22 protein-coding genes are annotated in these 24819 nt (G+C 69.7%); 13 read left to right on the top strand and 9 right to left on the bottom strand.

Features of this window, described 5'->3' with window-relative positions; translation table 11 throughout:
* The first annotated feature begins 9 nt into the window (after positions 1-9).
* Entirely contained in the window at positions 10-201 is a 192-nt protein-coding gene (locus tag HF999_RS07110) for a DUF3046 domain-containing protein (protein WP_168545202.1), read from the top strand.
* Here HF999_RS07110 and HF999_RS07105 read toward each other — a convergent pair whose 3' ends face one another.
* Positions 202-3339 (bottom strand): arabinosyltransferase domain-containing protein, encoded by a 3138-nt coding sequence (locus HF999_RS07105; protein WP_312854054.1) that lies wholly within the window; start codon positions 3337-3339, stop codon positions 202-204.
* 172 nt (positions 3340-3511) lie between these two features.
* Here HF999_RS07105 and HF999_RS07100 point away from each other — a divergent pair, with 172 nt between their 5' ends.
* From HF999_RS07100 to HF999_RS07080, 5 genes are all read left to right on the top strand, one after another.
* Positions 3512-7093 carry an indolepyruvate ferredoxin oxidoreductase family protein gene (locus tag HF999_RS07100; RefSeq protein ID WP_312854053.1) on the top strand — a complete coding sequence of 1194 codons (3582 nt, stop codon included), beginning with the start codon at positions 3512-3514 and terminating at the stop codon, positions 7091-7093.
* A 429-nt stretch (positions 7094-7522) separates the two neighbouring features.
* Positions 7523-8572, top strand: a complete 1050-nt coding sequence (recA, locus tag HF999_RS07095) for a recombinase RecA (protein WP_168545199.1) — start codon at positions 7523-7525, stop codon at positions 8570-8572.
* Positions 8573-8578: 6 nt separating this feature from the next.
* Positions 8579-9184 (top strand): regulatory protein RecX, encoded by a 606-nt coding sequence (locus tag HF999_RS07090; RefSeq protein WP_168545198.1) that lies wholly within the window; start codon positions 8579-8581, stop codon positions 9182-9184.
* 160 nt (positions 9185-9344) lie between these two features.
* Positions 9345-9728 carry a hypothetical protein gene (locus HF999_RS07085; RefSeq protein WP_168545197.1) on the top strand — a complete coding sequence of 128 codons (384 nt, stop codon included), beginning with the start codon at positions 9345-9347 and terminating at the stop codon, positions 9726-9728.
* Positions 9725-10312, top strand: a complete 588-nt coding sequence (locus tag HF999_RS07080) for a DUF3558 domain-containing protein (RefSeq protein ID WP_168545196.1) — start codon at positions 9725-9727, stop codon at positions 10310-10312. Before HF999_RS07085 ends, HF999_RS07080 begins: the two co-directional genes overlap by 4 nt.
* 22 nt (positions 10313-10334) lie before the next feature.
* Here the strand turns inward: HF999_RS07080 and HF999_RS07075 are convergent, their stop codons facing one another.
* The 5 genes from HF999_RS07075 to HF999_RS07055 are packed head-to-tail and all read right to left on the bottom strand — an operon-like array spanning position 10335 to position 14858.
* Entirely contained in the window at positions 10335-11252 is a 918-nt protein-coding gene (locus HF999_RS07075) for a glutamate ABC transporter substrate-binding protein (RefSeq protein WP_168545195.1), read from the bottom strand.
* Between the two features lie 56 nt (positions 11253-11308).
* On the bottom strand, positions 11309-12256 hold the full coding sequence (locus HF999_RS07070; protein ID WP_168545194.1) for an amino acid ABC transporter permease: 948 nt from the start codon (positions 12254-12256) through the stop codon (positions 11309-11311).
* Positions 12253-12927: an amino acid ABC transporter permease gene (locus HF999_RS07065; protein ID WP_168545193.1), complete on the bottom strand. Its 675-nt coding sequence runs from the start codon at positions 12925-12927 to the stop codon at positions 12253-12255. Before HF999_RS07065 ends, HF999_RS07070 begins: the two co-directional genes overlap by 4 nt.
* Before the next feature lie 3 nt (positions 12928-12930).
* Positions 12931-14130 (bottom strand): transporter substrate-binding domain-containing protein, encoded by a 1200-nt coding sequence (locus HF999_RS07060; protein ID WP_168545192.1) that lies wholly within the window; start codon positions 14128-14130, stop codon positions 12931-12933.
* Positions 14130-14858 carry an amino acid ABC transporter ATP-binding protein gene (locus HF999_RS07055; protein WP_168545270.1) on the bottom strand — a complete coding sequence of 243 codons (729 nt, stop codon included), beginning with the start codon at positions 14856-14858 and terminating at the stop codon, positions 14130-14132. The genes HF999_RS07060 and HF999_RS07055 overlap by 1 nt, the downstream gene beginning before the upstream one ends.
* A 148-nt stretch (positions 14859-15006) precedes the next feature.
* Here HF999_RS07055 and miaB point away from each other — a divergent pair, with 148 nt between their 5' ends.
* Both miaB and HF999_RS07045 read left to right on the top strand, forming a co-directional pair.
* Positions 15007-16518 (top strand): tRNA (N6-isopentenyl adenosine(37)-C2)-methylthiotransferase MiaB, encoded by a 1512-nt coding sequence (gene miaB, locus HF999_RS07050; RefSeq protein ID WP_168545191.1) that lies wholly within the window; start codon positions 15007-15009, stop codon positions 16516-16518.
* A 71-nt stretch (positions 16519-16589) separates the two neighbouring features.
* Complete coding sequence (locus HF999_RS07045; RefSeq protein ID WP_168545190.1) at positions 16590-17216, top strand: Rv2732c family membrane protein; 627 nt, start codon at positions 16590-16592, stop codon at positions 17214-17216.
* A gap of 4 nt (positions 17217-17220) precedes the next feature.
* Here the strand turns inward: HF999_RS07045 and HF999_RS07040 are convergent, their stop codons facing one another.
* Positions 17221-18054 carry an AAA family ATPase gene (locus HF999_RS07040; RefSeq protein WP_168545189.1) on the bottom strand — a complete coding sequence of 278 codons (834 nt, stop codon included), beginning with the start codon at positions 18052-18054 and terminating at the stop codon, positions 17221-17223.
* Positions 18055-18067: 13 nt separating this feature from the next.
* Positions 18068-19453: a DUF349 domain-containing protein gene (locus tag HF999_RS07035; RefSeq protein WP_312854052.1), complete on the bottom strand. Its 1386-nt coding sequence runs from the start codon at positions 19451-19453 to the stop codon at positions 18068-18070.
* Positions 19454-19579: 126 nt separating this feature from the next.
* Here HF999_RS07035 and HF999_RS07030 point away from each other — a divergent pair, with 126 nt between their 5' ends.
* The 5 genes from HF999_RS07030 (at position 19580) to HF999_RS07010 (ending at position 24173) form a co-directional block, all read left to right on the top strand.
* Positions 19580-20209, top strand: a complete 630-nt coding sequence (locus HF999_RS07030; RefSeq protein WP_168545188.1) for a class III extradiol ring-cleavage dioxygenase family protein — start codon at positions 19580-19582, stop codon at positions 20207-20209.
* Positions 20206-21129, top strand: coding sequence for a tRNA (adenosine(37)-N6)-dimethylallyltransferase MiaA (gene miaA, locus HF999_RS07025; protein ID WP_168545187.1), 924 nt, complete (start codon positions 20206-20208; stop codon positions 21127-21129). Before HF999_RS07030 ends, miaA begins: the two co-directional genes overlap by 4 nt.
* A gap of 31 nt (positions 21130-21160) precedes the next feature.
* Complete coding sequence (gene dapF, locus HF999_RS07020) at positions 21161-22018, top strand: diaminopimelate epimerase (protein WP_168545268.1); 858 nt, start codon at positions 21161-21163, stop codon at positions 22016-22018.
* Positions 22019-22082: 64 nt separating this feature from the next.
* Positions 22083-23501 carry a GTPase HflX gene (gene hflX, locus HF999_RS07015; RefSeq protein WP_168545186.1) on the top strand — a complete coding sequence of 473 codons (1419 nt, stop codon included), beginning with the start codon at positions 22083-22085 and terminating at the stop codon, positions 23499-23501.
* 18 nt (positions 23502-23519) lie between these two features.
* Positions 23520-24173: a DUF1345 domain-containing protein gene (locus HF999_RS07010; protein ID WP_168545185.1), complete on the top strand. Its 654-nt coding sequence runs from the start codon at positions 23520-23522 to the stop codon at positions 24171-24173.
* On the opposite strand, the gene HF999_RS07005 is transcribed toward HF999_RS07010, so the two are convergent.
* On the bottom strand, positions 24107-24739 hold the full coding sequence (locus HF999_RS07005; protein WP_168545184.1) for a TetR/AcrR family transcriptional regulator: 633 nt from the start codon (positions 24737-24739) through the stop codon (positions 24107-24109). The two genes, HF999_RS07010 and HF999_RS07005, sit on opposite strands and share 67 nt — an antisense overlap.
* Positions 24740-24819 lie beyond the last annotated feature (80 nt).

The raw sequence follows: 24819 nt of genomic DNA, 5'->3' as shown, positions 1-24819 counted from the left end.
CCTGGTCCGGTGCGTCTCACCGACTTCCGCGAATTGCTCTACGCCGAGTTCGGCACCCTCCGCGGCGACACCCTCATGAGCGACCACCGGCTGGCCGCCTTCGGCGCCACCGGCGACCAGGCCATCGAATCGGGAGTCGACCCGAAGGACGTGTGGCGGGCGCTCTGTTCCGAATTCGATGTACCGAAGTCCCGCTGGTAACTACTTCTGCTGCGGCGTCTTCCCCGGCGACCACAGGCCGGACCGGATGACGTCCGTGCGGCCCAGCTGCGCGGCAGGAGCGTCGACGTACGGCACGTACCGCTCCAGCGCGCCCCACTCCCGGCCCCAGTCGTCGTTCAGGTAGGTCGGCACCGTCTGCGCGGTGGCGAGCAGGAGTGCCCAGCCCAACGGGCCACCGGCGTCGCCGCCCTCCCACGTCGTCGTCGCCGCGGCGGCGAGGTCGCGCTCGGGCAGGATCCGCCACTTCGGCAGCTCCGCCACGCCGCCGTTCTCCCGCCACTGCCGCTGGCAGGGGAAGCCGATGCCGGCGCCCCAGTCGACGAGGGTCGGGTCGTCGCCGAGCAACTGCTGCATCGTCTCGAGCTTCGGGGCGCGCGGCGGCGTGTAGGCCACCCAGGTGTTCTCCGACGGCGCGGTGATGTTCGCGACCACGCGGACCGCGGTGGCGCCCCGCGGGATCATCGCCGACGGTACGCGCAGGTTGCGCCACGCGGGCGCGGGGCCGATGTCGATCGGGATCACCATCCCGGCGGGCGTGATCGTGCCACTGCCCGTGCCGAATTCGAGTTGCAGATCCGTGGGGCCGAACCGGCCGGCGACACTGATCGTGAGCAGCCGGTCGATCCCGCCCGCGGGCAGGGCGTACCAGCTCGAGGTGGCCTTCGCGGAGCGCTGGACGCCGGTCTGCCGGCTGCCGACCATCGGGACCCGCGCCGGGTCCAGGCCGAAGGGCAGGGCCGCCGTCGAGCCGTTGATGCCGGGCCGCTCGAGCGTTCCGCCGCCGGTGCCGCCGGTGTTCGACGGGGTGTTGTCGGCGTCGCCGGTGCGCACCAGGTCGGCCGCGCCGCGCGAGCTCGACGAGAAGCTGCTCGCGATGCCGTTCGGCGTGAAGTTCGCGTTCTGCTCGCCGACCAGCGGTTCGCGGGCGTCCCCGAGGGGGGTGAGGACGCCGGCGGTGGCGTCGCGTTCCACGAGCACCTCGTCGGCCATGCCGCACGGGTTTCCGGCGAGCGAGCGCAGGTTCTGCTGCCCGTACGAGTACGCGGGCCGCTGGATCATGATCGACGCGGCATTGGTGGCGCCGATCATCGCCAGGACGAGAACCGCGACCAGCGTGATCGGCGTGGCGAACCCGGGCAGGCGCCCGCCGAGGTCGGGCAGGCGCGGCGTCCATCCCGTCACGTGCACCACGAGAGCGGCGAGCAGCAGGACCACCGTGATCGCGCCGAACACGGTGGCCAGCTTGATGCCGGCCACCACGGGTTCGGTACCGCCCCACGGGATGCCGAAGTTGCCGGGGTAGAACCACCCGTTGGTCGACTCGAAGGCCAGCGTCGCGCAGCCGGCCGTCGCGGCGAGGACGAGCAGACTGAATTGGGGGCGCCGGATGGCCCGCGGTCGCACGGCGACCACCGCGATCGCGGCGGCCATGGCGCCGAGCGTCGCGAACGCCCCGAAGTGATGCGTCCACTTGGTCGGGTTGAACGCCATGACCAGCAGTGAGACCCCGATCGCGGCGACCACCCGCCGCGCGGGACCGGACGCGATGCCGGGGATCCGGCGGCGCCACAGCAGCAGCGTCGCCGTGAGCGCGGCGGAGAGGAGCATGGCGAGCATGGCGAACCGTCGGGCCACGGAACCGTTGGGGTTCTGCTGGAAGAGGGCCTCGTACCGGATGATCTCGCGGTGCCACTGCTCGCTTGGGCCGACATCGCCGAGCAGTGTCGTGGACTGCAGCATCTCGATCAGGCCGTGGTCGGCGAAGATCAGGTACAGCACGGACGCGCCGGCGGCGGCCAGCGGCAGCAGCGCGCCAGCCCAGCCGTCGACCTCCACGCGCGACCGGACCGCTCGCCACAGCGGCGCGGCGGCGACCAGGAAGACCACGAACGCGAAGCTGCCGGTGGGAGCGGCGGAGAGCGTCAGGCCCGCGACGATCAGCCCCGCGCCCGCGGGCGCCAGACGGCGGGTGGCGACGGTGCGCTCCACCAGGCACCAGGTGACGACGGTGCCGAGGGCGACGATCGGCTCCGGGCGCAGGCCCGGGTTGTAGGTCAGCCAGAACAGCGTGAACACCGCGGCGGCCGCCCACAGCGCACGGGAGTAGTCCTGCGGCGCGCGGCGCTTGCTCAGCCCCAGTCGGGGCAGGACCTCCCGCGAGAGCAGGAACCAGGCCAGGATGCCGGACAGCAGCGCGGGCAGGCGCAGCCACGGGCTGGACACGCTCAGCTCCGCCATCCACGAGACCACGTAGAAGGGCATGCCGAACGGGGCGTAGGGGGCGTCGTAGTACCGGAACACCTCGGGCATGTAGCCGGAGTGCGGCGCGGCCTTGATCATCCCCAGGATGTAGCCGTCGTCGGAGGTGGGCGCCCCGATGATGTGCCAGACCAGCAGACTGCCGACCACCGCCGCGTCCGCGAGCCGCACGTGCAGCCACCGTCGGGGGATCAGGTGCGTGCCGCGGCGCCCGTCGGCGCGGTCGAGCACCGCCAGCGCGAACAGCGAGATCAGCACGCACAGCACGCCGACCAGGATCGCGATGCCCTTGAGCATCGACGGTGACGAGGTGTAGCGCGAGTCCACGGCGATGTGGATCGAGGGCCTGGCGCCCTGCAGGTCCGCGGGGAGGTCGGAGAAGACACCGACCACCTGCGGGCGCAGGTCACCGGGCACCTCGGTCCGCTTCTCGTCGATGAGGGTGACCGCGCGATCAGCGTCGATCGAGACCGAGGCCTTCTGGCAGTGCGCGAGGTCGGCCCGGGGGACGGTGCCCACGAGCGCGCCCCGAGAGCGGACCGTCAGCGCCTGGCCGTCGACCGTCACGAACAGGCCGACGGTGCGCGCGCGGTCCCCGGCGGGCGGGGGCGTCGTGGCCGCGAGCACGGTCTCCTTGTCCGACGGTGCCGCCGCCGCGACCGCGCAGGGCACGCTCAGGTCGATCTCGAGCGGCTTGTACATCGTGAGCGGCGCGGTGACCGGCGCGAGCGAGCCGGACTGCGGCCAGTCGATCGTCACGGCGGTCTGCTTGATCGGCAGGAGCGGCGTGGCGATCGCCAGCACGAGGCCGAGCAGGCCGGTCACTACGGCGGCGATCCGGGCGGTTCGGAGGTTCACGATCACTGAGCGTATCGGCCCGTGCCCCGCGATCCGGTCCGCCCACGGCGAGTCTGCGGAGACGGCTGTGAAATCTGCCGCGTCAGACGTTAGGCTGTGACTACCGACACAGCCTGCGCTGCGTTCCGCCACCCCTGGAACGAGCGCATTGAGAGAAAGCATGGTGGTTTCAGTGACCCTTGACGCCAATTCGCCGATCGACAAGCTTCCCGGCTCGGCCGGTGAGGCAGCCGAAGGTCTGCACGACGCGGACCCCCGGGGCGGGCAATCGGCCGCCGTGCAGTCCTTCTCGCTGGATGATCGGTACACACGCGAAGAGGGCACGATCTACCTCACGGGCATTCAGGCGCTCGTCCGCATGGTGCGCGACCGGGCCCGCCTGGACCGCCGGCAGAATCTGAAGACGGGCTCCTTCATCTCGGGTTACGAGGGCTCGCCGCTGGCCGGCTACGACCTGGAGATCGCGAAGCGCGGGAAGTACCTCAAGGACTTCGACACCGTGCACCGGCCCGGGCTCAACGAGGAGCTCGCCGCCACCTCCGTGATGGGCTCCCAGATCGCCGCGCAGGTCGGGCACCTCGCTCGCGGCCTCGACGGTGTCACCGGCTACTGGTATGGCAAGGCGCCGGGCCTCGACCGCGCGACCGACGCGCTGCGGCACGCCAACATGATCGGCACCCACCCCACCGGTGGCGCCGTGGCCCTCGTCGGTGACGACCCGGGCGCCAAGAGCTCGACGGTGCCCTGCGCCTCCGAGATGGCCCTGGCCGATCTCTACATGCCGATCCTGTACCCCGCCGACTCGCAGGACATCCTGGATCTGGGCGTGCACGCCGCGATCATGTCCCGCGTCTCCGGGCTGTGGACCTCGCTGAAGATCTCCGCGCACGTCGCGGACGGCTCCTCGACCGCCGACGTGCACCCCGACCGCATCCTGCCCGTCTACGGCGACCTGGGCACCAGCCCGCACGTCCCGTCCGGTCAGCTGCTCGGGGCGAAGCTCATGGAGCTCGAGCAGAACCAGCTCACGGTCCGCATGCCGCGGGCCACGGAGTACGCCCGGATCAACCGGCTCAACCGGATCACGGTGCGCTCGAGCGACGACCGGATCGGCATCGTCTGCGCCGGCAAGACCTACCTGGACGTGCGGGAGTCGCTGCGGCTCATCGGCATCGAGGACGACGATCTGAACGGCCTCGGCATCCGCATCCTCAAGATGGGCATGGTCTATCCGTTCGAGCGGCAGATCATGCACGAGTTCATCGACGGTCTCGACGAGGTCATCGTGGTCGAGGAGAAGCGCGACTTCCTCGAGACGATGATGCGCGACATCCTCTTCCGGCACCCGGGCGCCCCGAACATCGTGGGTAAGACCCACGAGGACGGTTCCACCCTGTTCTCCCGCTTCGGCGAGCTGGACGTGGACTCGGTCTCCCGCGGTCTCGCCGCGCGGCTCTCGCGGGTGCACGGCGTGGCCGCCGCGACGGACTGGCTCGATCGGAAGGCGCAGGTGCGCACCCGGATCGAGCTGCCGCTGGCCGCGCGCAGCCCGTACTTCTGCTCCGGCTGCCCGCACAACACCTCCACCAAGGTCACCGACGACACGCTCGTCGGCGCCGGCATCGGCTGCCACGCGATGGTGCTGCTGATGGACCCGCAGCAGGTGGGCGAGGTGACCGGCGTCAGCCAGATGGGCGGCGAGGGCGCGCAGTGGGTCGGCATGGCGCCCTTCGTCGACGAGAAGCACTTCGTGCAGAACATCGGCGACGGCACGTTCATGCACTCGGGCTCGCTGGCGTTGCGCCAGTCCGTGGCCTCGGGCGAGCGGATCACCTACAAGCTGCTGTTCAACGGCACCGTCGCCATGACCGGCGGTCAGGACCCGGTCGGCCAGATGTCGCTGCCGCAGATCTGCGCGTTGCTGCAGGCCGAGCGGGTCACCAAGATCATCGTCACCTCCGACAATCCCAAGCAGACCGCGGTGGGTCTGCCGAAGGGCATCGAGGTGCGCGATCGCGCCGACATGCTCGACGTGCAGCGCGAGCTGGCCGAGGTGCCGGGCGTCACGGTCCTCGTGCACGACCAGTACTGCGCCGCCGAGAAGCGGCGCAAGCGCAAGCGCGACAAGTACCCCACGCCCAACCAGCGCGTCGTGATCAACGAGCGCATCTGCGAGGGCTGCGGCGACTGCGGTCAGAAGAGCAACTGCCTGTCGGTGCACCCGGTCGAGACGGAGTTCGGCCGCAAGACGCGGATCGACCAGAGCTCCTGCAACCTCGACTTCTCGTGCCTCAAGGGCGACTGCCCGTCGTTCGTGACGGTCACCCCGGGTACGGCGGGCAAGGTCCGCAAGTCGGTGCCCGACATCGCGGCCGAGTCGATCCCGCAGCCGAAGAAGGCCCGGCGGGAGGCGGACGGCATGGCCATCCGCGTGACCGGCATCGGCGGCACGGGCGTGGTCACGGTCTCGCAGATCATGGCCACCGCCGCGGTGCTCGACGGTCACTCGGCGCGCACCGTCGACATGACCGGCATGGCGCAGAAGGGCGGAGCCGTGGTGTCGGACATCAAGGTCTCCGCCACGTACGTCGACCAGGCGGCGAAGGTCGCCTCGGGTGACTGCGACGTGTACCTGTCCTGCGACAGCCTCGTCGGTGTCGACCCGGCGAACCTCAAGGTGGCCTCACCGGAGCGCACCACCTCGATCGTCTCGACCACCGAGGTGCCCACGGGCCAGATGGTGATCGACACGTCGGTCGGGTACCCGGATTCGCGGAGCATCCACGAGGCGATCGACCGGGCGTCGCTGCGTACCGTCTACCTCGACCCGGGCGATCTGACGCTGCAGCTGTTCGGTGACGAGCAGTACGCCAACCTGTTCATGGTGGGTGCCGCCTTCCAGACGGGTGCGCTGCCGATCAGCTCCTCGTCTCTCGAGCGGGCCATCGAGCTCAACGGCGTGGCCGTGGAGAAGAACCTGCAGGCCTTCCGCCGTGGCCGCCAGTCGGTCTCGGATCCGGCCGGCGTCCGGGCCGCGATCGATGCGCTGCATCCGCTGCCCGCTCCGGTCGCGGCGAGCGCGTACGCGTCGGCGCAGGCCGCCAAGCTCGACGGTGCCTCGCCCGAGGTGCTGCGCCAGGTGGCGCTGCGCGTCGACGAGCTGGTCGCGTACCAGGACAAGGCCTACGCCGAGCGCTACGTGGACGATGTCGCCCGCGTGTTCCGCGCCGAGAAGTCCTGGGGCTCGGAGGATCTCACTGCAGCGGTCGCGCACAACCTGCACAAGCTGATGGCCTACAAGGACGAGTACGAGGTCGCCCGTCTGTCGCAGGACGCCGGCTTCGCGGCGACGGTGGCGGACGAGTTCGGCGCCGATGCGAAGAAGGCCATCCGCCTGCATCCGCCGACGCTGCGCGAGATGGGCATGAAGAACAAGCTCGCGCTGGGTGAGTGGGTGAATCCGGGCATGAAGACGCTGGCGAAGATGAAGCGCCTGCGCGGTACCAAGCTCGACCTCTTCGGCATGACCGAGATCCGGAAGCTGGAGCGCACGCTCGTCGCCGAGTACCGCGCGCTGGTGGGCCTGATGATCGCCGCCGCCGAGGGCGGCCGGGTCGCCGAGGATCAGCGTGAGCAGGTCGTCGCGCTCGCCGAGCTGCCGGACATGGTCCGCGGCTACGAGTCGGTCAAGACCGGCAACGTCGAGAAGTACCGCGCCGCGGTCCAGGCGCAGTTGGAGACGCTGGGCTGGTAAGCCCCGGTTCTACTGGTTCGACGGTGACCGTCCCTCGTTTTCGAGGGGCGGTCACCGTCGTTCCGGGCTGCGAGCAGGCGTTCGCTGCTGGAGGCGCCCGGGGCGTCGGTGGTGGATACGACCGAACCCTTATGTGGAGGGTTGCTCTTCGGGGCGCGAACGGGAGAGGCATATGTGCTGGTCGGGGTCGAGTAGGGGCGCGGTGGCGTGCGCTCGGACGTGATCCGCGGCGTGTCGCACGCGAGATGCTTGCTTCGAACGGTCGTTCGCCTATAGTCGGTGGTGTTCGACGCGAGAGCGAGCCGGCAGGGCGCGCATCCGATGCGGGTGCGAAAACTTGTCAGTGGGTCCCTCTAACGTCCGTGGCAACTGAAGAACCCAGCGCCGGCAGCGTCTTCCCCGCTCCGGCCTTCAAGGACGGAGAGTCCCATGGCACCTGTGGCACCGGATCGCGACAAGGCCCTCGAGCTGGCCCTCGCGCAGATCGACAAGAACTACGGCAAGGGCTCCGTCATGCGCCTCGGTGACGAGGTGCGCCAGCCCATCGCGGTGATCCCCACGGGCTCCATCGCGCTGGACGTGGCGCTGGGCATCGGCGGTCTCCCGCGCGGCCGCGTCATCGAGATCTACGGCCCGGAGTCCTCGGGTAAGACCACGGTGGCGCTGCATGCGGTCGCGGAGGCGCAGGCCAACGGCGGCATTGCGGCGTTCATCGACGCCGAGCACGCGCTCGATCCCGATTACGCCGCGAAGTTGGGCGTCGATACCGATGCCCTGCTGGTCTCGCAGCCGGATACGGGTGAGCAGGCGCTCGAGATCGCGGACATGCTGATCCGCTCCGGCGCGCTCGACATCATCGTCATCGACTCGGTGGCGGCCCTGGTGCCCAAGGCCGAGATCGAGGGCGAGATGGGCGATAGCCACGTCGGTCTGCAGGCTCGCCTCATGAGCCAGGCGCTCCGCAAGATGACCGGCGCGCTGAGCAACTCCGGCACCACCGCCATCTTCATCAACCAGCTGCGCGAGAAGATCGGCGTCATGTTCGGCTCGCCCGAGACCACCACGGGTGGTAAGGCGCTGAAGTTCTACTCGTCGGTGCGCCTGGACGTGCGCCGCATCGAGACCCTCAAGGATGGGACCGACGCGGTCGGTAACCGCACTCGCGTCAAGGTCGTCAAGAACAAGGTCTCGCCGCCGTTCAAGCAGGCCGAGTTCGACATCATCTACGGCCAGGGCATCAGCCGCGAGGGCTCGATCATCGACATGGGCGTCAACGAGGGCTTCATCCGCAAGTCGGGCTCCTGGTACACCTACGACGGTGACCAGCTGGGCCAGGGCAAGGAGAACGCCCGCAAGTTCCTGCTCGAGAACCCCGACGTCCGCGATGAGATCGAGAAGCGGATCAAGGAGAAGCTCGGTGTGGGTGCGGACATCACCGTCGATGCCGACGAGATCGCGCCGGCGCCCGTCGACTTCTAGGCCGCCATGTCCGACTACTCGGACGACGAGGTCGTGTCCCGGGGCCGTCGGCGAGGTCGCCGCCCCCGGGACGACGGTGACGGAGATCAGCGGCGGCAGGAGGTCGAGCAGGATCCGGCGAAGCGTGAGGCGCTCGCCCGCGACCTGATCTACCGGGCGCTCGGCATGCGGGACCATTCCCGGGCTGAGCTGCGTGCGAAGCTCGCCAAGAAGGGATTCGACGAGGAACTGACCGAGCGCATGCTCGACAAGTTCGTCGCCGCCGGTCTCATCGACGACGCGGCCTTCGCGGAGCGCTGGGTGCAGTCTCGGCACCAGTTCTCCGGCCGCGGGCGGCGCGCGTTGGCGCAGGAGCTGCGCAGCAAGGGCGTCGGAGCGGAGGAGGCGTCGGCGGCCCTCGACACCGTCAGTCGCGAGGACGAGCGGGAGCGGGCCGCGGAGCTGGTGGAGCGCAAGCTCGCCCGGGTGGAGATCCCGGAAGACCGGGCGGAGCGGGACAAGCTCACGCAGCGGCTGGTGGGGATGCTCGGCCGCCGCGGCTACCACCCGTCGCTCGCCATGTCGGTGGTGCTGGACGCCGTCCGTGAGAAGGCCGACGCGGGCCGCGGCTGAGGCCGCGTCGAACAGACCAGGGGAGTGATCCCCAGCGAAGTGAAGCCCTCGGAGAACACTCCGGGGGCTTCGCTGTCCGATCTGTGGGAACCGATCTCGGGGCTGGTGCGTCCAATTCATAGGGACGTCTGTCAGAGCGGCGCGACGGTGAGGGGATGCCATGGCCGACGGGGAACTGACCGAGATCATCGCGGCGGCACGAGAGGGGATCGCTGATCGTCCCTCGATGGTGTCCGACGGCAACCCGCAGGAAGAATTGGCCCGCGCCCTTGAGCGGCATGCTGATCGGCTGGAGATGGCGGCGTTCGGCCTTCGGGATGTGGGTGCGCTGAACAACCTCGGCCCAACCGTGGAGGGGGAGGCGGCCACATACAACATTCGCCTCGGAGCGGTGGAACACGACAGATCGCTGCGCAATACATTCCTCGCCCAGTCAACCGAAGCCCGCTCGTTGGCCGAGACCTACCGCGAGATCGGCCGCTGGATCATGCGCACTGAGGGGGCGAGCGAGGAGCAAATCAATCGGGTCATCGGACCGTCATGAGATCAGGCGCGGTCGCCTTGATGCTGGTGACAGCCTTCGTCGGGTGCGGATGCACTGTCGCGGTGCCCGGCGAGCCCGTCGCGGCCAGGAACCCTCGTACTTCGCCGGTGCCGCTGCCATTCACGCCCACCATTAAGGACCGAACGAACGACCGGACTAATGGCACGAGCTTCGAGCCATGTAGTGCGTATTCCGATGCGGAACTCCGCGCACTCGAAATCAATCCAGCCACACTCGCTGACGCCGCGAAGGTGGATTCTGCGAACTACCGCGGCTGCCACTGGCGAGCGAACGACTACACTTCCGCCCGTGGTGGGGGGCAGTACTCGCAGATCGTCGGCCACAAGATGACCCTCGACGAGTACAAGCGCTATATGAGCACTCTTCGCTGGCGAGCTGATCGTGTCGCGCACGGTCGCCGTATCGCTGTCGCAGCGGAGTTCGACAACTGTGTGGCTGCCTTCTCCTCGGAGCAAGCGATCGTCGTGACGATTGCTGCCTGGACCAAACCCTCCCCGGACCTAACGGTGGAATGCGAGCGAGCCGTCGCGTTCGCTTCGCTGGCGATCAGCAAGGCGCCGTGACGGCGGTTCGAGTTCAGCGAGCTCAGCGGGCCGCGCAGGGGGAGTTGGTCGCGGAGAGGAAGGACAGATCGCCGATCCGGGCGAGGGACTCGTCGGCGCCACCGTCTCGCTCGAGGGTGCGCACGGCCTCCTCATCGCCGACCGCGCGCCGTAACGACCGCTCCCACTCGCCGCTCTCGATCATCATCCGCAGGGCAGCGTTGACGGCGTCGCGGGCCTGCGTGTCATCGCGGCCGAGCCCGATGCCGTAGCGCTCGACCGCGAACGGAGCGCCGGCGGTCCGCAGCCGCCCGTCGATGCAGCCGTCCTTGGGTACGCTCATGTCGACGAGCCGGAAGGCGGTGGGCCGCTGCGCGGCGAAGCCGGCCAGGATCACCTCGTCGGTCGTCATCGCGTCGACGGTCTTGCGGGCCAATGCGTCCACGCACGCCGAATCGGTGTCGAACTCGACGAGCCGCACTCCGGGGAGCAGCGTCTTCACCGCCCGCGCCGACGTCGTCCCGGTGACCGAACACAGGGACCGGTCGCGGCCCAGGTCCGAGACCGTGCTGATCGCCGACTCATCGCGCCGAACCAGCAGTCCCTGCCGCGTCACGAGGTACGGGCCGGCGAAGCCGACCTCGCCGGCCCGGGCACCGTCGATCGAGTACGCGGCGACGACGGCGTCCACCTCGCCGTGCTCGATGAGCTGCTCGCGCTGCGACGACGGCGTCTCACGCCAGGTGATCCTCGGCTCGGGCTTCCCCCGCGACGCGGCCACGGTCCGGATCACGTACCGCGCGACGTCGATGTCGAAGCCGGACAGCTCACCGTCGGGACCGCGGAGCCCGAGCCCGGGCTGGTCGGCCTTCACTCCGATGACGACGGCACCGTCGTCGATCGAGGACAGCAGGTTCCGCGGCGAGGGGCCCGAACACGCGCAGAGCGCGGCTACGAGCACCGTTACCAGTGCCGCGGCCGCGCTCCTGCGGGCGCCGGATCTCGGGAGCACGGCGATCAGTCGCCGTAGTCCTGCCGCAGATCCTTGTGCTTCGGATCGGGGTGCGTGGTCTCGATGACCTCCTTGGACATCAGCCCCGGCTCGGGCATCGGGAGCGGCGCGTCCACGATCAGCTTCTTCTTGCGGCCCTCACGTAGGTTCCGCTCGATGTTCGACGCCAGCGTGGAGAGGGCGAAGTTGATGGCGATCATGATGATCGCGACCATGATCAGCGAGGGGATCACATTGCCCCACTCGTTGCCGGCCTGAATGCCGGACTTCACGACCTCGACATAGCCGATCGTGTAACCGAGCGCGCTGTCCTTGAGCGCGATCACCATTTGTGAGATCAGTGCGGGCAGCATCGCCGCGACGGCCTGCGGGAGCAGGATCAGCCGCATGGTCTGCGACTTGCGCAGTCCCAATGCCTTCGCGGCCTCGAACTGACCTGTTGGGAGCGAGTTGATCCCCGACCGGAGGATCTCCGCGATCACCGAGCCGTTGTACAGCGTCAGACCGAAGACCACGGCGAAGAACGCCATGTAGTCGGAGTTGAAGACATGGTACGTGCCGAACACGATGTACAGGAAGGTGATCAGGATCAGCACCGGGATCGCGCGGAAGAACTCGACGAGCGCTCCGGTCACCCACCTCACGGAGCGGTGGTCCGAGAGGCGACCGATGCCGAGGAATGCGCCCATGATCATGGCCAGGATGATCGAGGCGAGCGCCGCCTTGAACGTGCCCCACAGGCCAGGGAGGATGTACGTGCCCCAGTAGTTCTTGTCGACGAAGGGCTCAAGCTTCTCCCGCTCGAACTGCCCGTTGCCGGCGAGCACGGTGACGACCCACGCGAGGATGGCGACGATCACGACAACGAAGACCAGCGCGATGATGTTGTTGCGCATCCGGGCCTTGGGGCCCGGCGCGTCGTAGAGGACCGTCGAGGTCGACTTGGCACTCATCGCTTCACCGCCAGTCGCTTGGCGAAGTAGCCGAACACGGCACCCTCCAACAGAGTGATGATCATGAAGCCCACCGCGAAGATCAGGAAGATCGGGATCAGCTGGTCACTGTGCAGTTCCTGCTGCTCTTTCATCAGCAGCGCGGCCTCGCCGACGCCGATGATTGAGGCGATCGTGGTGTTCTTCGTAAGGGCGATGAGGACGCTACCCATCGGGGCGATCACGGCGCGGCCGGCCTGCGGCAGCACGATCAGTCCGAAGACCTGCATGAAGTTCAGTCCCAGCGAGCGCGCCGCCTCCGCCTGGCCGAGCGGAACGGTGTTGAAACCCGACCGCAGGGTCTCGCAGACGAAGGTCGCCGTGTATGCCACGAAGCCGACCACCGCGAGCCAGAAGTTGTTGTTGTCCGTGAAGTTCGCGTTGTCAGGCGCTAGCGCGAGGCCCATGTTCTGGTAGAGGCCGAGCGACAGGAACAAGACGATGAGCGTCAGCGGCGTGTTACGGACGATGTTGACGTACCAGGTGCCGAAGATCCGCATGGCCGGCACAGGGGATACCCGCATGCCCGCCAGGATTGTGCCCCAGATGGTCGCGCCGATTGCGGACCAGAATGTCAATTTGATCGTCACCCAGAATGCCGGCCACAACTGTGGCCCGAGATCTTCCCACATGTTCTACGCACCTACCTTCGCGCACTGCGCCTGCGGATCGGTCTTGGGCACCGTCACGCTCTTACCGTCCACGGTGATCTTGACGTTTCCGTTCGTGTCGGGCAGCAGCCACGACTGGTCGCCGGGGATCGCGATGAGGACCGACTTCGGCTTGCCGCCGTCGACGGGCCGCCCCTGATCGATCATGGTGTCCGCGTACTCGCCGAGGTTCTTTCGCAGCGCGGTGAACAGCTCGTTGCCAGGGTTCGCGTAGGCGAGCTCCGTGTACTTGCTGACCATCGCCGCAGGGACAATGCATGTGGGCAGAGCCGGGGCCGCCTCCGCGTCGTAGGTTGCGGCCGCCTGGTCGCCGAGCATCATCTGGCGCAGCGCCTTGTTCGCCTCGCGGAGCGCGTCGGAGTCGCCCTTGCGTAAGCCGATGCCGTACCGCTCGGTGGAGAACTGGTCGCCCTTCTTCTTCGCCGTCTTCGCTCCCGTGCTGCTGGTCAGGGTCACGTCCGTCGGGTAGGTCATCGGGACGATGTCGAACTCCCCGGGGTACTTGGCCTGGAAGCCGGCGAGGATCGTCGCATCGGTGGTCAGCGCGTCCAGCACGCCGCGACGCACGCCCTCGACGCACGAGGCGTAGCCGTCGTACTGCTGCAACTGGACGTTGGGTAGGGCTGCCTTGACGTTGATGGCCGAGGTGGAACCCGACACCGAGCACAGCTTGCGGCCCGAGTTCAAGTCCTCGAGGCTGCGGATCGGGTTGGACGTCTTCCTACTGACCAGCAGTGCCTGGTAGGTCGTCAGGTAGGGCCCGGCGAAGTCGACCTTCTTGGCGCGGGCCGCGCTGATCGAGTAGGTCGCGGCGATCATGTCGACCTCGCCGTTCTCGATCATCCGTTCCCGTAGTGGAGACGGGGTCTCCTTCCAGATGATCTTGGGGGCGGCCCAGCCGTTGTTCTTCGCGATCTGATTGACGACGAACTCGGAGACGGCCACGTCTGAGCCGGAGTGCGACTTGTCCGGGTTGCGGTTGGCGAGGCCGGGCTGGTCGTACTTGGTGCCGAGTACCACTTGACCGCTCTTGATGGAGGTCAGCAGGCTGCGCGGAGTAGTCGTGCCGCAGGCCGCGACGAGGGGGAGTGTGACGGCGACTGCGGCTGCGGCGGCGATCACTCCCCGCCACCGCCGGGATCGAGTGTTCTGCTTCTGTGTCATCAGTGCCCCAGGATCTTGCCGAGGAAGTCCTTCGCCCGGTCGGACTTCGGCGCGGTGAAGAAGGACTCGGGGTCGGTGTCCTCGACGATCTGGCCGTCCGCGAGGAACAGGATCCGGTCCGCGGCCTTGCGGGCGAAGCCCATCTCGTGGGTCACGCAGACCATCGTCATGCCGTCCTTGGCGAGGCCGACCATGACGTCGAGGACCTCGTTGACCATCTCGGGGTCGAGCGCCGAGGTCGGCTCGTCGAACAACATGACCTTCGGCCCCATGGCGAGAGCGCGCGCGATCGCGACGCGCTGCTGCTGCCCGCCGGACAGTTGGGCCGGGTACTTGTCCTTCTGCGCGACGATGCCCACCCGGTCGAGCAGCTCGAGTGCCCGCTTCTCCGCGTCGGCCTTGTTCATCTTGCGGACCTTGAGCGGGCCCAGCGTCACGTTGTCGAGGATCGTCTTGTGCGCGAACAGGTTGAACGACTGGAACACCATGCCGACCTCGGCACGGAGGTTCGCCAGGCCCCGTCCCTCGGAGGGCAGCAGCGCACCGTCGATCTTGATGGTGCCGGAGTCGATGGGCTCGAGCCGGTTGATGGTGCGGCACAGCGTGGACTTGCCGGAGCCGGACGGGCCCAGCATGACCACGACCTGCCCCTTCGGGACCGTGAGGTTGATGTCCTTCAGTACGTGCAGGGCGCCGAAGTGTTTGTCGACGGACTCGATATCGATCATCGGGACCGCGCCGGTGGGCCCGGTCGCTGCGGGAGTAGTCATGGGTAAGACCCTATGTTTGATCAGGTTTCGTCCGAGTAAAGTCCGCAGTATTGGTACCGGAAATCTACCTTCGGGCCGGATTTGCGGTCGCCGATATCCTGGAGAGGTGATCGAAGCAGCTCCCGCCAGCCGAACGTACGAGGTCCGCACCTACGGGTGTCAGATGAACGTGCACGACTCCGAGCGCCTCTCGGGCCTGCTCGAGGACGCCGGGTACGTGCGCGCGGACGGCGACGAGCAGGCCGATCTGGTGGTGTTCAACACCTGCGCGGTCCGCGAGAACGCCGACAACAAGCTGTACGGCAACCTCAGTCACCTGGCGCCGATCAAGAAGGAGCGCCCGGGGATGCAGATCGCCGTCGGCGGCTGCCTCGCCCAGAAGGACCGCGGCACCGTCGTCAAGAAGGCCCCGTGGGTCGACGTGGTCTTCGGTACGCACAACATCGGCTCGCTCCCGACCCTGCTCGAGCGCGCCCGGCACAACGAGAAGGCCGAGGTCGAGATCAAGGAGGCGCTGGACGCCTTCCCGTCGACGCTGCCCGCCCGCCGCGAGAGCGCGTACGCCGGATGGGTCTCCATCTCGGTCGGCTGCAACAACACCTGCACCTTCTGCATCGTGCCGAGCCTGCGCGGCAAGGAGGTCGACCGCCGTCCGGGCGACATCCTCGCCGAGGTGCAGGCCCTCGTCGACCAGGGCGTCTCCGAGGTCACGCTGCTCGGCCAGAACGTCAACGCCTACGGCGTGAACTTCGCCGACCCCGAGCTCCCGCGCGACCGCGGCGCCTTCGCCGACCTCCTGCGCGCCTGCGGCCGCATCGAGGGCCTGGAGCGCGTGCGGTTCACCAGCCCGCACCCCGCCGAGTTCACCGACGATGTCATCGACGCGATGGCCGAGACCCCCACCATCTGCCCCCAGCTGCACATGCCGCTGCAATCCGGCTCGGACCGCGTGCTCAAGGAGATGCGTCGCAGCTACCGCAGCGCCAAGTTCCTCGGCATCCTCGACCGCGTGCGCGAGAAGATCCCGCACGCCGCCATCACCACCGACATCATCGTCGGCTTCCCGGGGGAGACGGAGGAGGACTTCCAGGCCACCCTCGACGTGGTCGAGAAGGCCCGGTTCTCCAGCGCCTTCACCTTCCAGTACTCGATCCGGCCCGGCACCCCCGCCGCGGACCTGCCCGATCAGCTGCCGAAGGCCGTCGTGCAGGAGCGGTACATGCGGCTGATCGAGCTGCAGGAGCGGATCACGCTCGAGGAGAACGCCAAGCAGGTGGGGCGCACCGTCGAACTGCTCGTCGCGCTCGGTGAGGGTCGCAAGGACGCGGAGACCAAGCGCATGTCCGGGCGCGCCCGCGACGGCCGGCTCGTGCACTTCGTCGGGCGGGAGGGTGTGCGCCCCGGCGATGTCGTCGAGGTCGAGATCACCGGTGCCGCGCCGCACCACCTGATCGCCGACGCCGGCGTGCTGACCCATCGGCGCACCCGCGCGGGCGACAACGTCGAGGCGGAGATCACGCCCGTGACGGCGCCCGTCGGGGTCGGGCTCGGATTGCCGCCCGTGGGTCGCCCGGAGGTGGCCTCCGCCCCGGCCCCGTCGGGCTGTTCGACCTGCTGACCGGCGGTCCGACGGTGCGCTACGACGACCTGTAGGAGACAAGTCCGGGCGCGGGGTGGACAATGGGGTTCATGAACGCCGACAGCGAGAACCCCCGGAGCGCCGACGAGCTGGAGGGTCTGCGCACGCAGGTCGAGTCGGTCGAGCGCAAGCTGGCCGGCGAGTTCCAGGTCGGCCCGCGCATCCTGGTCGCCGCGATCGCGGTGGTCGCGGTGATCGGTTCCCTCGCGCTCCCGCACACCGGGTCCGTCACGGGTATCGAGATCATCACGGGCGACCCGCGCGTCGCGGGCAGTTCGCTGGTGATCGTGTCGAAGGTGTTCGTGTGGCTCGAGGTGGTGTTCGGCGTCTTCGCCTCCGGCGCCGCGCTGCTCACCCGCCGGTGGGTGCTCTCGGTGATCGCGGGCGCGGGCAGCGGCGTCGCCGTGGTCTTCGGCCTGCTGTCGGTCTGGTCCCGGCAGACCAACGGCCTGCACGGCGAGCCGCCGAGCGGTGCGGGCATCGGCCTCTACCTGGGCTGGCTGGCGATGATCGTGCTCGCCGTCGTGTGGATCAAGACCATCTGGGCCCGGTCGCCGTTCCAGCTCGCCGCGGAGCAGGAGCGACGGGACGCCGCGCAGGAGTGGGAGGACTTCGCACGGTCCAACCGCATCGGCAACGGTGTGCCGCGCGCGCAGCGACCCACCGACGAGTCCTGATCGCTCAGTCGTCCCCGTAGATCCGGGCACGTACGCGCCGGATCAGTTCGAGCTCGTCCTCGGCGGACGCGGCGCGCTCCGGTTCGGTGTCCGGTTCGACGGTGCGCGTGACCAGCTCGTCGAGATAGGTCTCGGGATGGTCGAGGAAGCGCTGCCAGTGTCGGACCAGCTCGAGGTCGCGCCATGAGGTCGGTATCGGCCCGGTCGGCGTCATCTCGACGATCTGCGCGCCGGGCAGTGCGGTCAGGATCGGGGAGTGCGTGGCGCAGAGGATCTGCGAGCCGCTGTCGCGCAGCTGCTCGAACAGTGCCACGAGCCGCAGGCACGAGTGGAACGACAGAGCCGACTCGGGCTCGTCGAAGACGTAGAATCCGGGCTCGGTCAGCATCGTGTCGAAGATGGTGAAGAAGCCCTCGCCGTGGCTCTGGACGTCGACATCGCTCCAGTAGCCGTACCTCCCGCCGAACCGCTCGTTCATCTCGAGGACCGTTTCGGCGCGGAGGAAGAACCCGTGCCGGCCGGTCCGCGGGCCTCGGCGCATCGCCAGTCCGCGATGCGTCAGGTCGAGGCGCAACGATTCACCGAGAGGCGTCTTCTCGGTGTCGAGGTTGCCGCCCAGGACTGCGGCCCGGCCACCACGCGCATCGAGCCCGAACTGTTCCGCGACCGCCTCGACGAGCGTCGACTTGCCCGAACCGTTCTCCCCGACGAGGAAGGTCACCGGCGCCGTCAACGCCAGCCGCGCACCGTCGATCAGGGGCTTGAGCGCGGGTACCCCCCGGACCCAGCGGGGGAGCCCGGCGCCCGACGAGCCGACGGAGATGCCATCGACGAACATCGTCGCCTCGCGGCTACCGGCTCTCGACCGCACCCTCCGCGGCATCCGCCCACTCGCGCCACTGGTCGGCCTGCTCGCGCAGCCGCACGGCGTCCTTGGTCTTGCCGGCCTTCTCGGCCTTGTCCGCCTGGTCCTCGAACTGGGCGACGCGGTCACGGAACTGTGCCGCGCGGGCCGTGGCCTCGGGGTCGGTGCGCCGCCACTGGGTGTCGTCGGCGGCCTTGATCTTCTTCTCCAGCGCGCGGATACCGGCCTCGAGCGAGCCCATCTGGTCGCGCGGGACCTTGCCGATGGCCTCCCACTTGTCCTGCAGCTCGCGCAGGGCGGACTTCTGCGCGGCGAGATTCGCCGCGGACTCGATCCGCGGGGTGTACTCGTCGAGCAGCGCCTTCTTCGCCTTGCCGTTCTCGGTGAACTCCGCGTCCCGCTCGTCGGCGGCGGCGTTGCGCGCCGCGAAGAACTCGTCCTGAATGCCCTTGAACCGTGCCCACAGGGCATCGTCGGTGTCGCGTGGTGCGCGGCCGGCGGCCTTCCACTTGGCGAGCAGGTCGCGGAACTTCGCGGAGGTCTCGCCCCACGAGGTGTCGTTCTTGAGCTTCTCGGCTTCGGCGATCAGCTCCTCCTTGCGCGCCTTCGCGCCGGCGCGATCCCGGTCGAGCTCGGCGAAGTGCGCGCCGCGCCGCTTGTTGAAGGCGTCGCGCGCCTTCGAGTAGCGCTTCCACAGCGCATCGTCGGTCTTGCGGTCGACGCCCTTGATCGTCTTCCACTCGTCGAGCAGCGCCCGCATCCGGTCGCCGGCGGTCTTCCACTGGGTGGCCTCGGCGGCGATCGTCTCGGCCTCGGCGGCGAGCGCCTCCTTGCGGGCGATGCCCTCGGCGCGGTTCTTCTCGCGATCGGCCTGCGCCGTGACGATCGCGGTGTCGGCGCCGGTCAACAGTGCGCCCACCCGGGCCGCCAGGCCGTCGAGATCGCCGACCACGGCCGCGGTCGGCAGCGTGTCCGCCACCTGCTGCGCGGCGGCGCGGATCTTCTTCGGGTCGCTCGTGCCGCTGGCGAGGCGCTCTTCGAGCACCTCGACCTCGGTGGCGAGCTCGTCGTACTTGCGGCCGTAGTGGGCGAGGCCCTCGGCGCCCTCGCCGGCCTGCCACGACCCGACGGCGCGTTCGCCCCCGGAGGTGATCACGTAGACGGTGCCGTCCTCGTCGACCCGGCCGTGCTTGGTCGGGTCGGAGGCCGGGCGGGTCCGCGGCGCGGCCTGCGTCGCCGCGGGAGCGTGCGGGCGCGCACCGCCGGGGCGGGGTCCCGGGTGCGGCTTGGGGCCGGGCCGGGCGCCCGGAACGGGCTTCGGAGCGGCGCTCTCGATCGGAGTGGTCTCGGCGATCGGGTCGTTCTCGGCCACGGGGTTCCCCTTCGTCTGCGCCGCGCGTCACGGCTGCCGTCGTCATGGACCCGCGCCGTACGCGGACCCTCCGATCCATTGAAGCACTCCGCGGGCCCGTCGGCGCGATCGATTAGCGTTCTTCTCGTGCACTCGTCTCAGCGTCACCGGCCCGTTGCCGTGATCCCCGGCGCCCCGCTGCTCGTTCCCGAGCTGGTCGGGCTGCCCGGTGACGGGGATGCGGACCGCCTCCGGGAGCGCGTCCTCGCGGCCGGGCATTGGCTCGGCGAGCGCGCACGCACCTGGCGTGTCGTCAGTGCCGAGCCGCTGACCAGCGCCGACGGTGCCGACCTGCCCGCCTCCGGGACCTTCGTCGGGTTCGGTGCCGACGTGCTCGTGACGACCGGGCCCGGCGCACCGTCGAACGACCTGCCGCCGAGCCCGGACCTGCCGCTCCCGCTGCTCATCGCCGCGTGGCTGCGGGGGAGCGCCGCGCCGTCGGCGCGGATCGTCGCCGCGGACGACCAGGCCGAGGGCCTGCTGTTCGTGCTCGACGGCCCGAACACGCTCACCGCCCGCGCGCCCGGCGGCCACCGTCCCGAGGACGCGGCGCTCTTCGACGCGCAGGTCGCGGCCGTGACGGACGGCGCACCGTCGGACGGGCTCGGCGGCGCGTGGCGCGCCCTCGCGGAGGCCGTGGGCGGCCGCGCCGACGTGCTCTACCGGGGTGCGCCCTTCGGCGTCGGCTACCTGGTCGCGACCGGCGGAGCCGAGTGAGCACCGCGAGACCGGTCGCCGTCGTCGGCCCCACGGCGACCGGCAAGTCCGATCTCGCGCTCGACCTCGCGGAGCGGCTCGACGGCGAGATCATCAACATCGATGCGATGCAGATGTACCGCGGCATGGACATCGGCACGGCGAAGTTGCCGGTCGCCGAGCGTCGCGGCATCGAACACCACCAGCTCGACGTGCTGGAGGTGACCGAGACCGCCACCGTCGCCGCCTACCAGGAGCGGGCGCGGGCGGACGTCGAGGCACTGCTCGCCGCCGGCCGGACCCCCGTGATCGTCGGCGGCTCGATGATGTACTTCCAGGCCCTCCTCGACGAGTGGAGTTTCCCGGCCACCGACCCCGCCGTGCGCGCCCGGTTCGAGGATCGGTTGGCCGAGGTCGGCGCGCTCGCCCTCCACCGTGAGCTGGCCGCGCTCGACCCCGCGGCGGGCGCCAAGATCCTCCCCACCGACGGCCGCCGGATCGTCCGGGCGCTCGAGGTCGTGACGATCACCGGCGCGCCCTTCGCCGCCTCGGCGCCGCAGATCGGTCCCGCCCGCTGGGACACGGCGATCGTCGCGCTGGACCGCGACACCGAGCTGCTCGACGCCCGCATCGACCTGCGCACCCGTCGCATGTTCGAGGGCGGCCTCGTCGACGAGGTCCGCGTCCTCGAGGCGCGGGGACTGCGCGACGGCGTGACCGCGTCCCGGGCGATCGGGTACGCGCAGGTGCTCGCCGCCCTCGACGGCGAGTACGACCTGGACCACGCCCGCGAGCTGACCTTCATCGGCACGCGGCGCTACGTCCGGCGGCAGCGGTCCTGGTTCCGGCGCGACCCGCGGGTGACCTGGCTCGACGGTGCCGCACCCGACCTGCTCGACGCGGCGCTGGCCGCGCACGCCGCAGCCGTCCGCCGCCCGTAGACTGGGCGTCATGACGGGCGCGATGACGGCTGTGGACTTCCTCAAGGGGCACGGCACGGAGAACGACTTCGTGATCCTGCCGGATCCGGGCGTCGACATCGACCTCACGCCGGAGCTGGTCGCGGCCCTGTGCGACCGCCGGGCGGGGATCGGGGCCGACGGCGTGCTGCGCGTCGCCCGCGCCGGTGATCTGCTCGACGCGGGTGTCCTCGATGCGCTGCCCGACGACGTCGCCCGCGACGACTGGTTCATGGACTACCGCAACGCCGACGGCTCCATCGCCGAGATGTGCGGCAACGGCGTTCGGGTGTTCGCGCACTTCCTCGCGGCGTCCGCGCTGGTCGCCGGTGACGAGTTCGTCGTCGGCTCGCGGTCGGGCGCCAAGCCCGTACACGTGCACCACGCGGATCCGGAGGTGGCGGAGGTGTCCGTCTCGATGGGTGTGGCGCGCGTCTTCGGAACGTCCTCGGCGGGGGTCGACGGGCGGGACCTGGCGGGGATCGCCGTCGACGTGGGCAACCCGCACATCGCGTGCGTCGTGCCCGGACTCACCGTCGAGGGCCTCGCGGCCCTCGACGTGGCGAGCCGGCCCACCTTCGATCACGGACTGTTCCCGCACGGCACCAATGTCGAGATCATCACCCCGCCCGCCGACGGCGCGATCCACATGCGGGTGCACGAGCGCGGCTCCGGGGAGACCCGGTCCTGCGGGACGGGCACCGTCGCCGCGGCGGTCGCGGCGTTGCGCGCCGACGGTGCCGAGACCGGCGAGGTGGACGTGCACGTGCCGGGCGGGGTCGTCACCGTCACCGTCGAGGCCGACGGTGCCGTGCTGCGCGGCCCCAGCCGCATCGTCGCCTCCGGTACGGCGCGCCTGTCCGCACTGTGAGCGGTTTCGCCCTGCGAAAACTCGCGTGACCCGCATCGCCCCGACGTGCGAGAATGGGTCTCATATGACACAGACAGATACCTGGGAACCGACCGACGCGCATCAGCCGACCGTCGGTGAACTCCAACTCCAGGAGCGGTCCTCGCTCCGCCGCGTCGTCGGCCTGTCCACCGAGCTCGATGACGTCACCGAGGTCGAGTACCGGCAGCTGCGCCTCGAGCAGGTCGTGCTCGTGGGCGTGTGGACCGAGGGGTCCGCGGCGGAGGCGGACTCGTCCCTGGCCGAGCTGAAGGCCCTCGCGGAGACGGCGGGCTCCGTCGTCCTCGACGGTGTGATCCAGCGCCGCGACCGTCCCGATCCGGCGACCTACATCGGCTCCGGCAAGGCGCACGAGCTGCGCGAGGTCGTTCTCGCCACGGGCGCCGACACGGTGATCTGCGACGGCGAGCTCACGCCCGCGCAGCTCAACGCGTTGGAGAAGGTGGTCAAGGTCAAGGTCATCGACCGCACGGCCCTGATCCTCGACATCTTCGCCCAGCACGCCACCTCCCGCGAGGGCAAGGCGCAGGTCAGCCTCGCGCAGATGGAGTACATGCTGCCGCGGCTGCGTGGCTGGGGCGAGGCGCTGTCCCGGCAGGCCGGCGGCCGCGCCGGCAGCAACGGCGGCGTGGGACTGCGCGGCCCCGGTGAGACGAAGATCGAGACCGATCGTCGCCGGATCCGCGAGCGGATGGCCAAGCTGCGCCGGGAGATCAAGGGCATGAAGCAGGCCCGCGACACCAAGCGCGGGCAGCGCCGCCGCTCCGGCGTGCCGTCGGTGGCCATCGCCGGGTACACCAACGCGGGCAAGTCGAGCCTGCTCAACGCGCTCACCGATGCCGGTGTGCTGGTGCAGAACGCGCTGTTCGCGACTCTCGACCCGACCACCCGGCAGAGCACGCTGGCCGACGGCCGCGACGTGGTCTTCACCGACACCGTCGGGTTCGTGCGGCACCTTCCCACGCAGCTCGTCGAGGCCTTCCGGTCCACGCTGGAGGAGGTGGTCGACGCCGATCTGCTCCTGCACGTGGTGGACGGCAGCGACCCGATGCCGCAGCGCCAGATCGACGCGGTGCGGCACGTGCTGCGCGAGGTCGCGGGCGAGCGGGAGGCGACGCTGCCGCGGGAGTTGCTCGTGGTCAACAAGATCGACGCCGCCGACCCGGTGGTGCTCGCGCAGCTGCGCGTCGCGCTGCCCGATGCGGTGTTCGTCTCCGCGCACACCCGCGAGGGCATCGACGAGCTGCTCGACGAGCTGACCGGGCTGATCACCGCGGGTGATGTCGAGGTGGCCGCGCTGCTGCCGTACGAGCGGGGAGACCTGGTCGCCCGGATCCACGCCGAGGGCACGGTGGTCAGTGCGGACCACGAGGCCGACGGTACGCGGATCGTCGCGCGGGTGCCGGGCGCGCTCGCGGGGCTGCTGGCGCGCTTCGCGCAGTAGTCGCGCACAATCGAAACCATGACTCGTCGGGCCCCGGGGCCACTGCTGTCCGTCTCCGCGCGTGCGGTGATCGCGCTGGTCGTCGGCGCGATCGCCGCGGTGATCGCGGGTGCGCTGCTCGACGGCACGTTGGGCGTCCTGGTCGGGATCGGCGCGGCCGCCGCGGTGTTCGTGGTCACGGGGTGGGCGGTGCTCTGGCCCCTCGACGCGGAGGCGACCCGGGCGACGGTGCAGCGGGAGAACTTCCGGCCGCGGATCGCCGAGATCGCCGTCGCGGTGATCGCCCTGAGCGGCCTCGCCGCCATCGTGGCGCTCCTCGTCGCGGGCAAGTCCGCCAACAAGGACGCGGGTGCGGCCGCCGCATTGCTCGCGGCGTTCGCGGTGTGGGCCGCGCTGCACCTGACCTACGCGACGCAGTACGCCGCGGAGTACTACGGCGACCCCGGTGATCGGCCCGGTGGGATCGACTGGAACGCCGACATCGCCCCCACGTACCGCGACTTCTTCTATTTCAGCTACAACCTCGGCATGACCTATCAGGTCTCCGACACGTCCGTCTCGTCGCAGACGATCCGCAGCCTGGTGCTGCGCCAGTGCCTGCTGTCCTACGTGTTCGGCACGCTGATCCTGGCCACCGCGATCAACCTGGTCGTGGGCATCGTCTCCGGCTGATCCGCCGCGTCGATGCCGGCCGGGCCGTGTCCGGCGGCACCGTCGAGCAGGAGGGCGACGAGGGCCGTCGCGGTGTCGGGCTGCGGCGGGGTGCCGATGATCATGTCCGACCACAGGAAGGACTCGGCGAGTCGCACGATCGCGTAGGCCAGGTCGGCGCGGGTGACATTGCGCGCACCGTCGGGCCGCGGGACCCCGAGGTCCGTCAGCCAGGCCGCCACCCACGCGATGAGCCGCTCCTGGACCACGCTGCCCGGCGCCTGCAGTACCCGCATCGCGAATTCCGGTTCCTCCGTGGCGAATCCGGTGAGTGGGGGATAGGTGCGTACCTCGTGCGCCAGGCGCCCGAAGGCACGGAGGAAGGCTGCGCGGTCGCGCTCGGGCTCGGTGGCTTCGACGCGCTCGATCGCCTGGGCGATGCCGAGCCAGACCGCCTCGCCGACCACCTGTTCCCGCCCTCCGAACCAGCGGTACAGCGTGGCCCGGCCGATGCCGCTGGCCTGCGCCAGCCGGCCCAGGTCCACTCGGCGGCCGTCGCGGAACCACTCGGCAGCGCGACGGATCACGGCCGACTGGTTGTCAGGACGCGCTGGGTGAGACATACTCCTATTTTGTCTCGCTAGGGCGAGGTGTGTCAACGAGGGGA

It is taken from the genome of Tsukamurella spumae (assembly GCF_012396015.1).
GTDB classification, from domain to species: domain Bacteria; phylum Actinomycetota; class Actinomycetes; order Mycobacteriales; family Mycobacteriaceae; genus Tsukamurella; species Tsukamurella spumae.
This window is presented reverse-complemented; position numbering and strand designations above follow the sequence as displayed.

Coding starts and splice junctions, on each gene's coding strand:
- recA (WP_168545199.1), top strand. CDS start 7,523: ATGGCACCTGTGGCACCGGATCGCGACAAGGCCCTCGAGCTGGCCCTC.
- HF999_RS07090 (WP_168545198.1), top strand. CDS start 8,579: ATGTCCGACTACTCGGACGACGAGGTCGTGTCCCGGGGCCGTCGGCGA.
- HF999_RS07085 (WP_168545197.1), top strand. CDS start 9,345: ATGGCCGACGGGGAACTGACCGAGATCATCGCGGCGGCACGAGAGGGG.
- HF999_RS07080 (WP_168545196.1), top strand. CDS start 9,725: ATGAGATCAGGCGCGGTCGCCTTGATGCTGGTGACAGCCTTCGTCGGG.
- HF999_RS07070 (WP_168545194.1), bottom strand. CDS start 12,256: ATGAGTGCCAAGTCGACCTCGACGGTCCTCTACGACGCGCCGGGCCCC.
- HF999_RS07065 (WP_168545193.1), bottom strand. CDS start 12,927: ATGTGGGAAGATCTCGGGCCACAGTTGTGGCCGGCATTCTGGGTGACG.
- HF999_RS07060 (WP_168545192.1), bottom strand. CDS start 14,130: ATGACACAGAAGCAGAACACTCGATCCCGGCGGTGGCGGGGAGTGATC.
- HF999_RS07055 (WP_168545270.1), bottom strand. CDS start 14,858: ATGATCGATATCGAGTCCGTCGACAAACACTTCGGCGCCCTGCACGTA.
- HF999_RS07045 (WP_168545190.1), top strand. CDS start 16,590: ATGAACGCCGACAGCGAGAACCCCCGGAGCGCCGACGAGCTGGAGGGT.
- HF999_RS07040 (WP_168545189.1), bottom strand. CDS start 18,054: ATGTTCGTCGATGGCATCTCCGTCGGCTCGTCGGGCGCCGGGCTCCCC.
- hflX (WP_168545186.1), top strand. CDS start 22,083: ATGACACAGACAGATACCTGGGAACCGACCGACGCGCATCAGCCGACC.
- HF999_RS07010 (WP_168545185.1), top strand. CDS start 23,520: ATGACTCGTCGGGCCCCGGGGCCACTGCTGTCCGTCTCCGCGCGTGCG.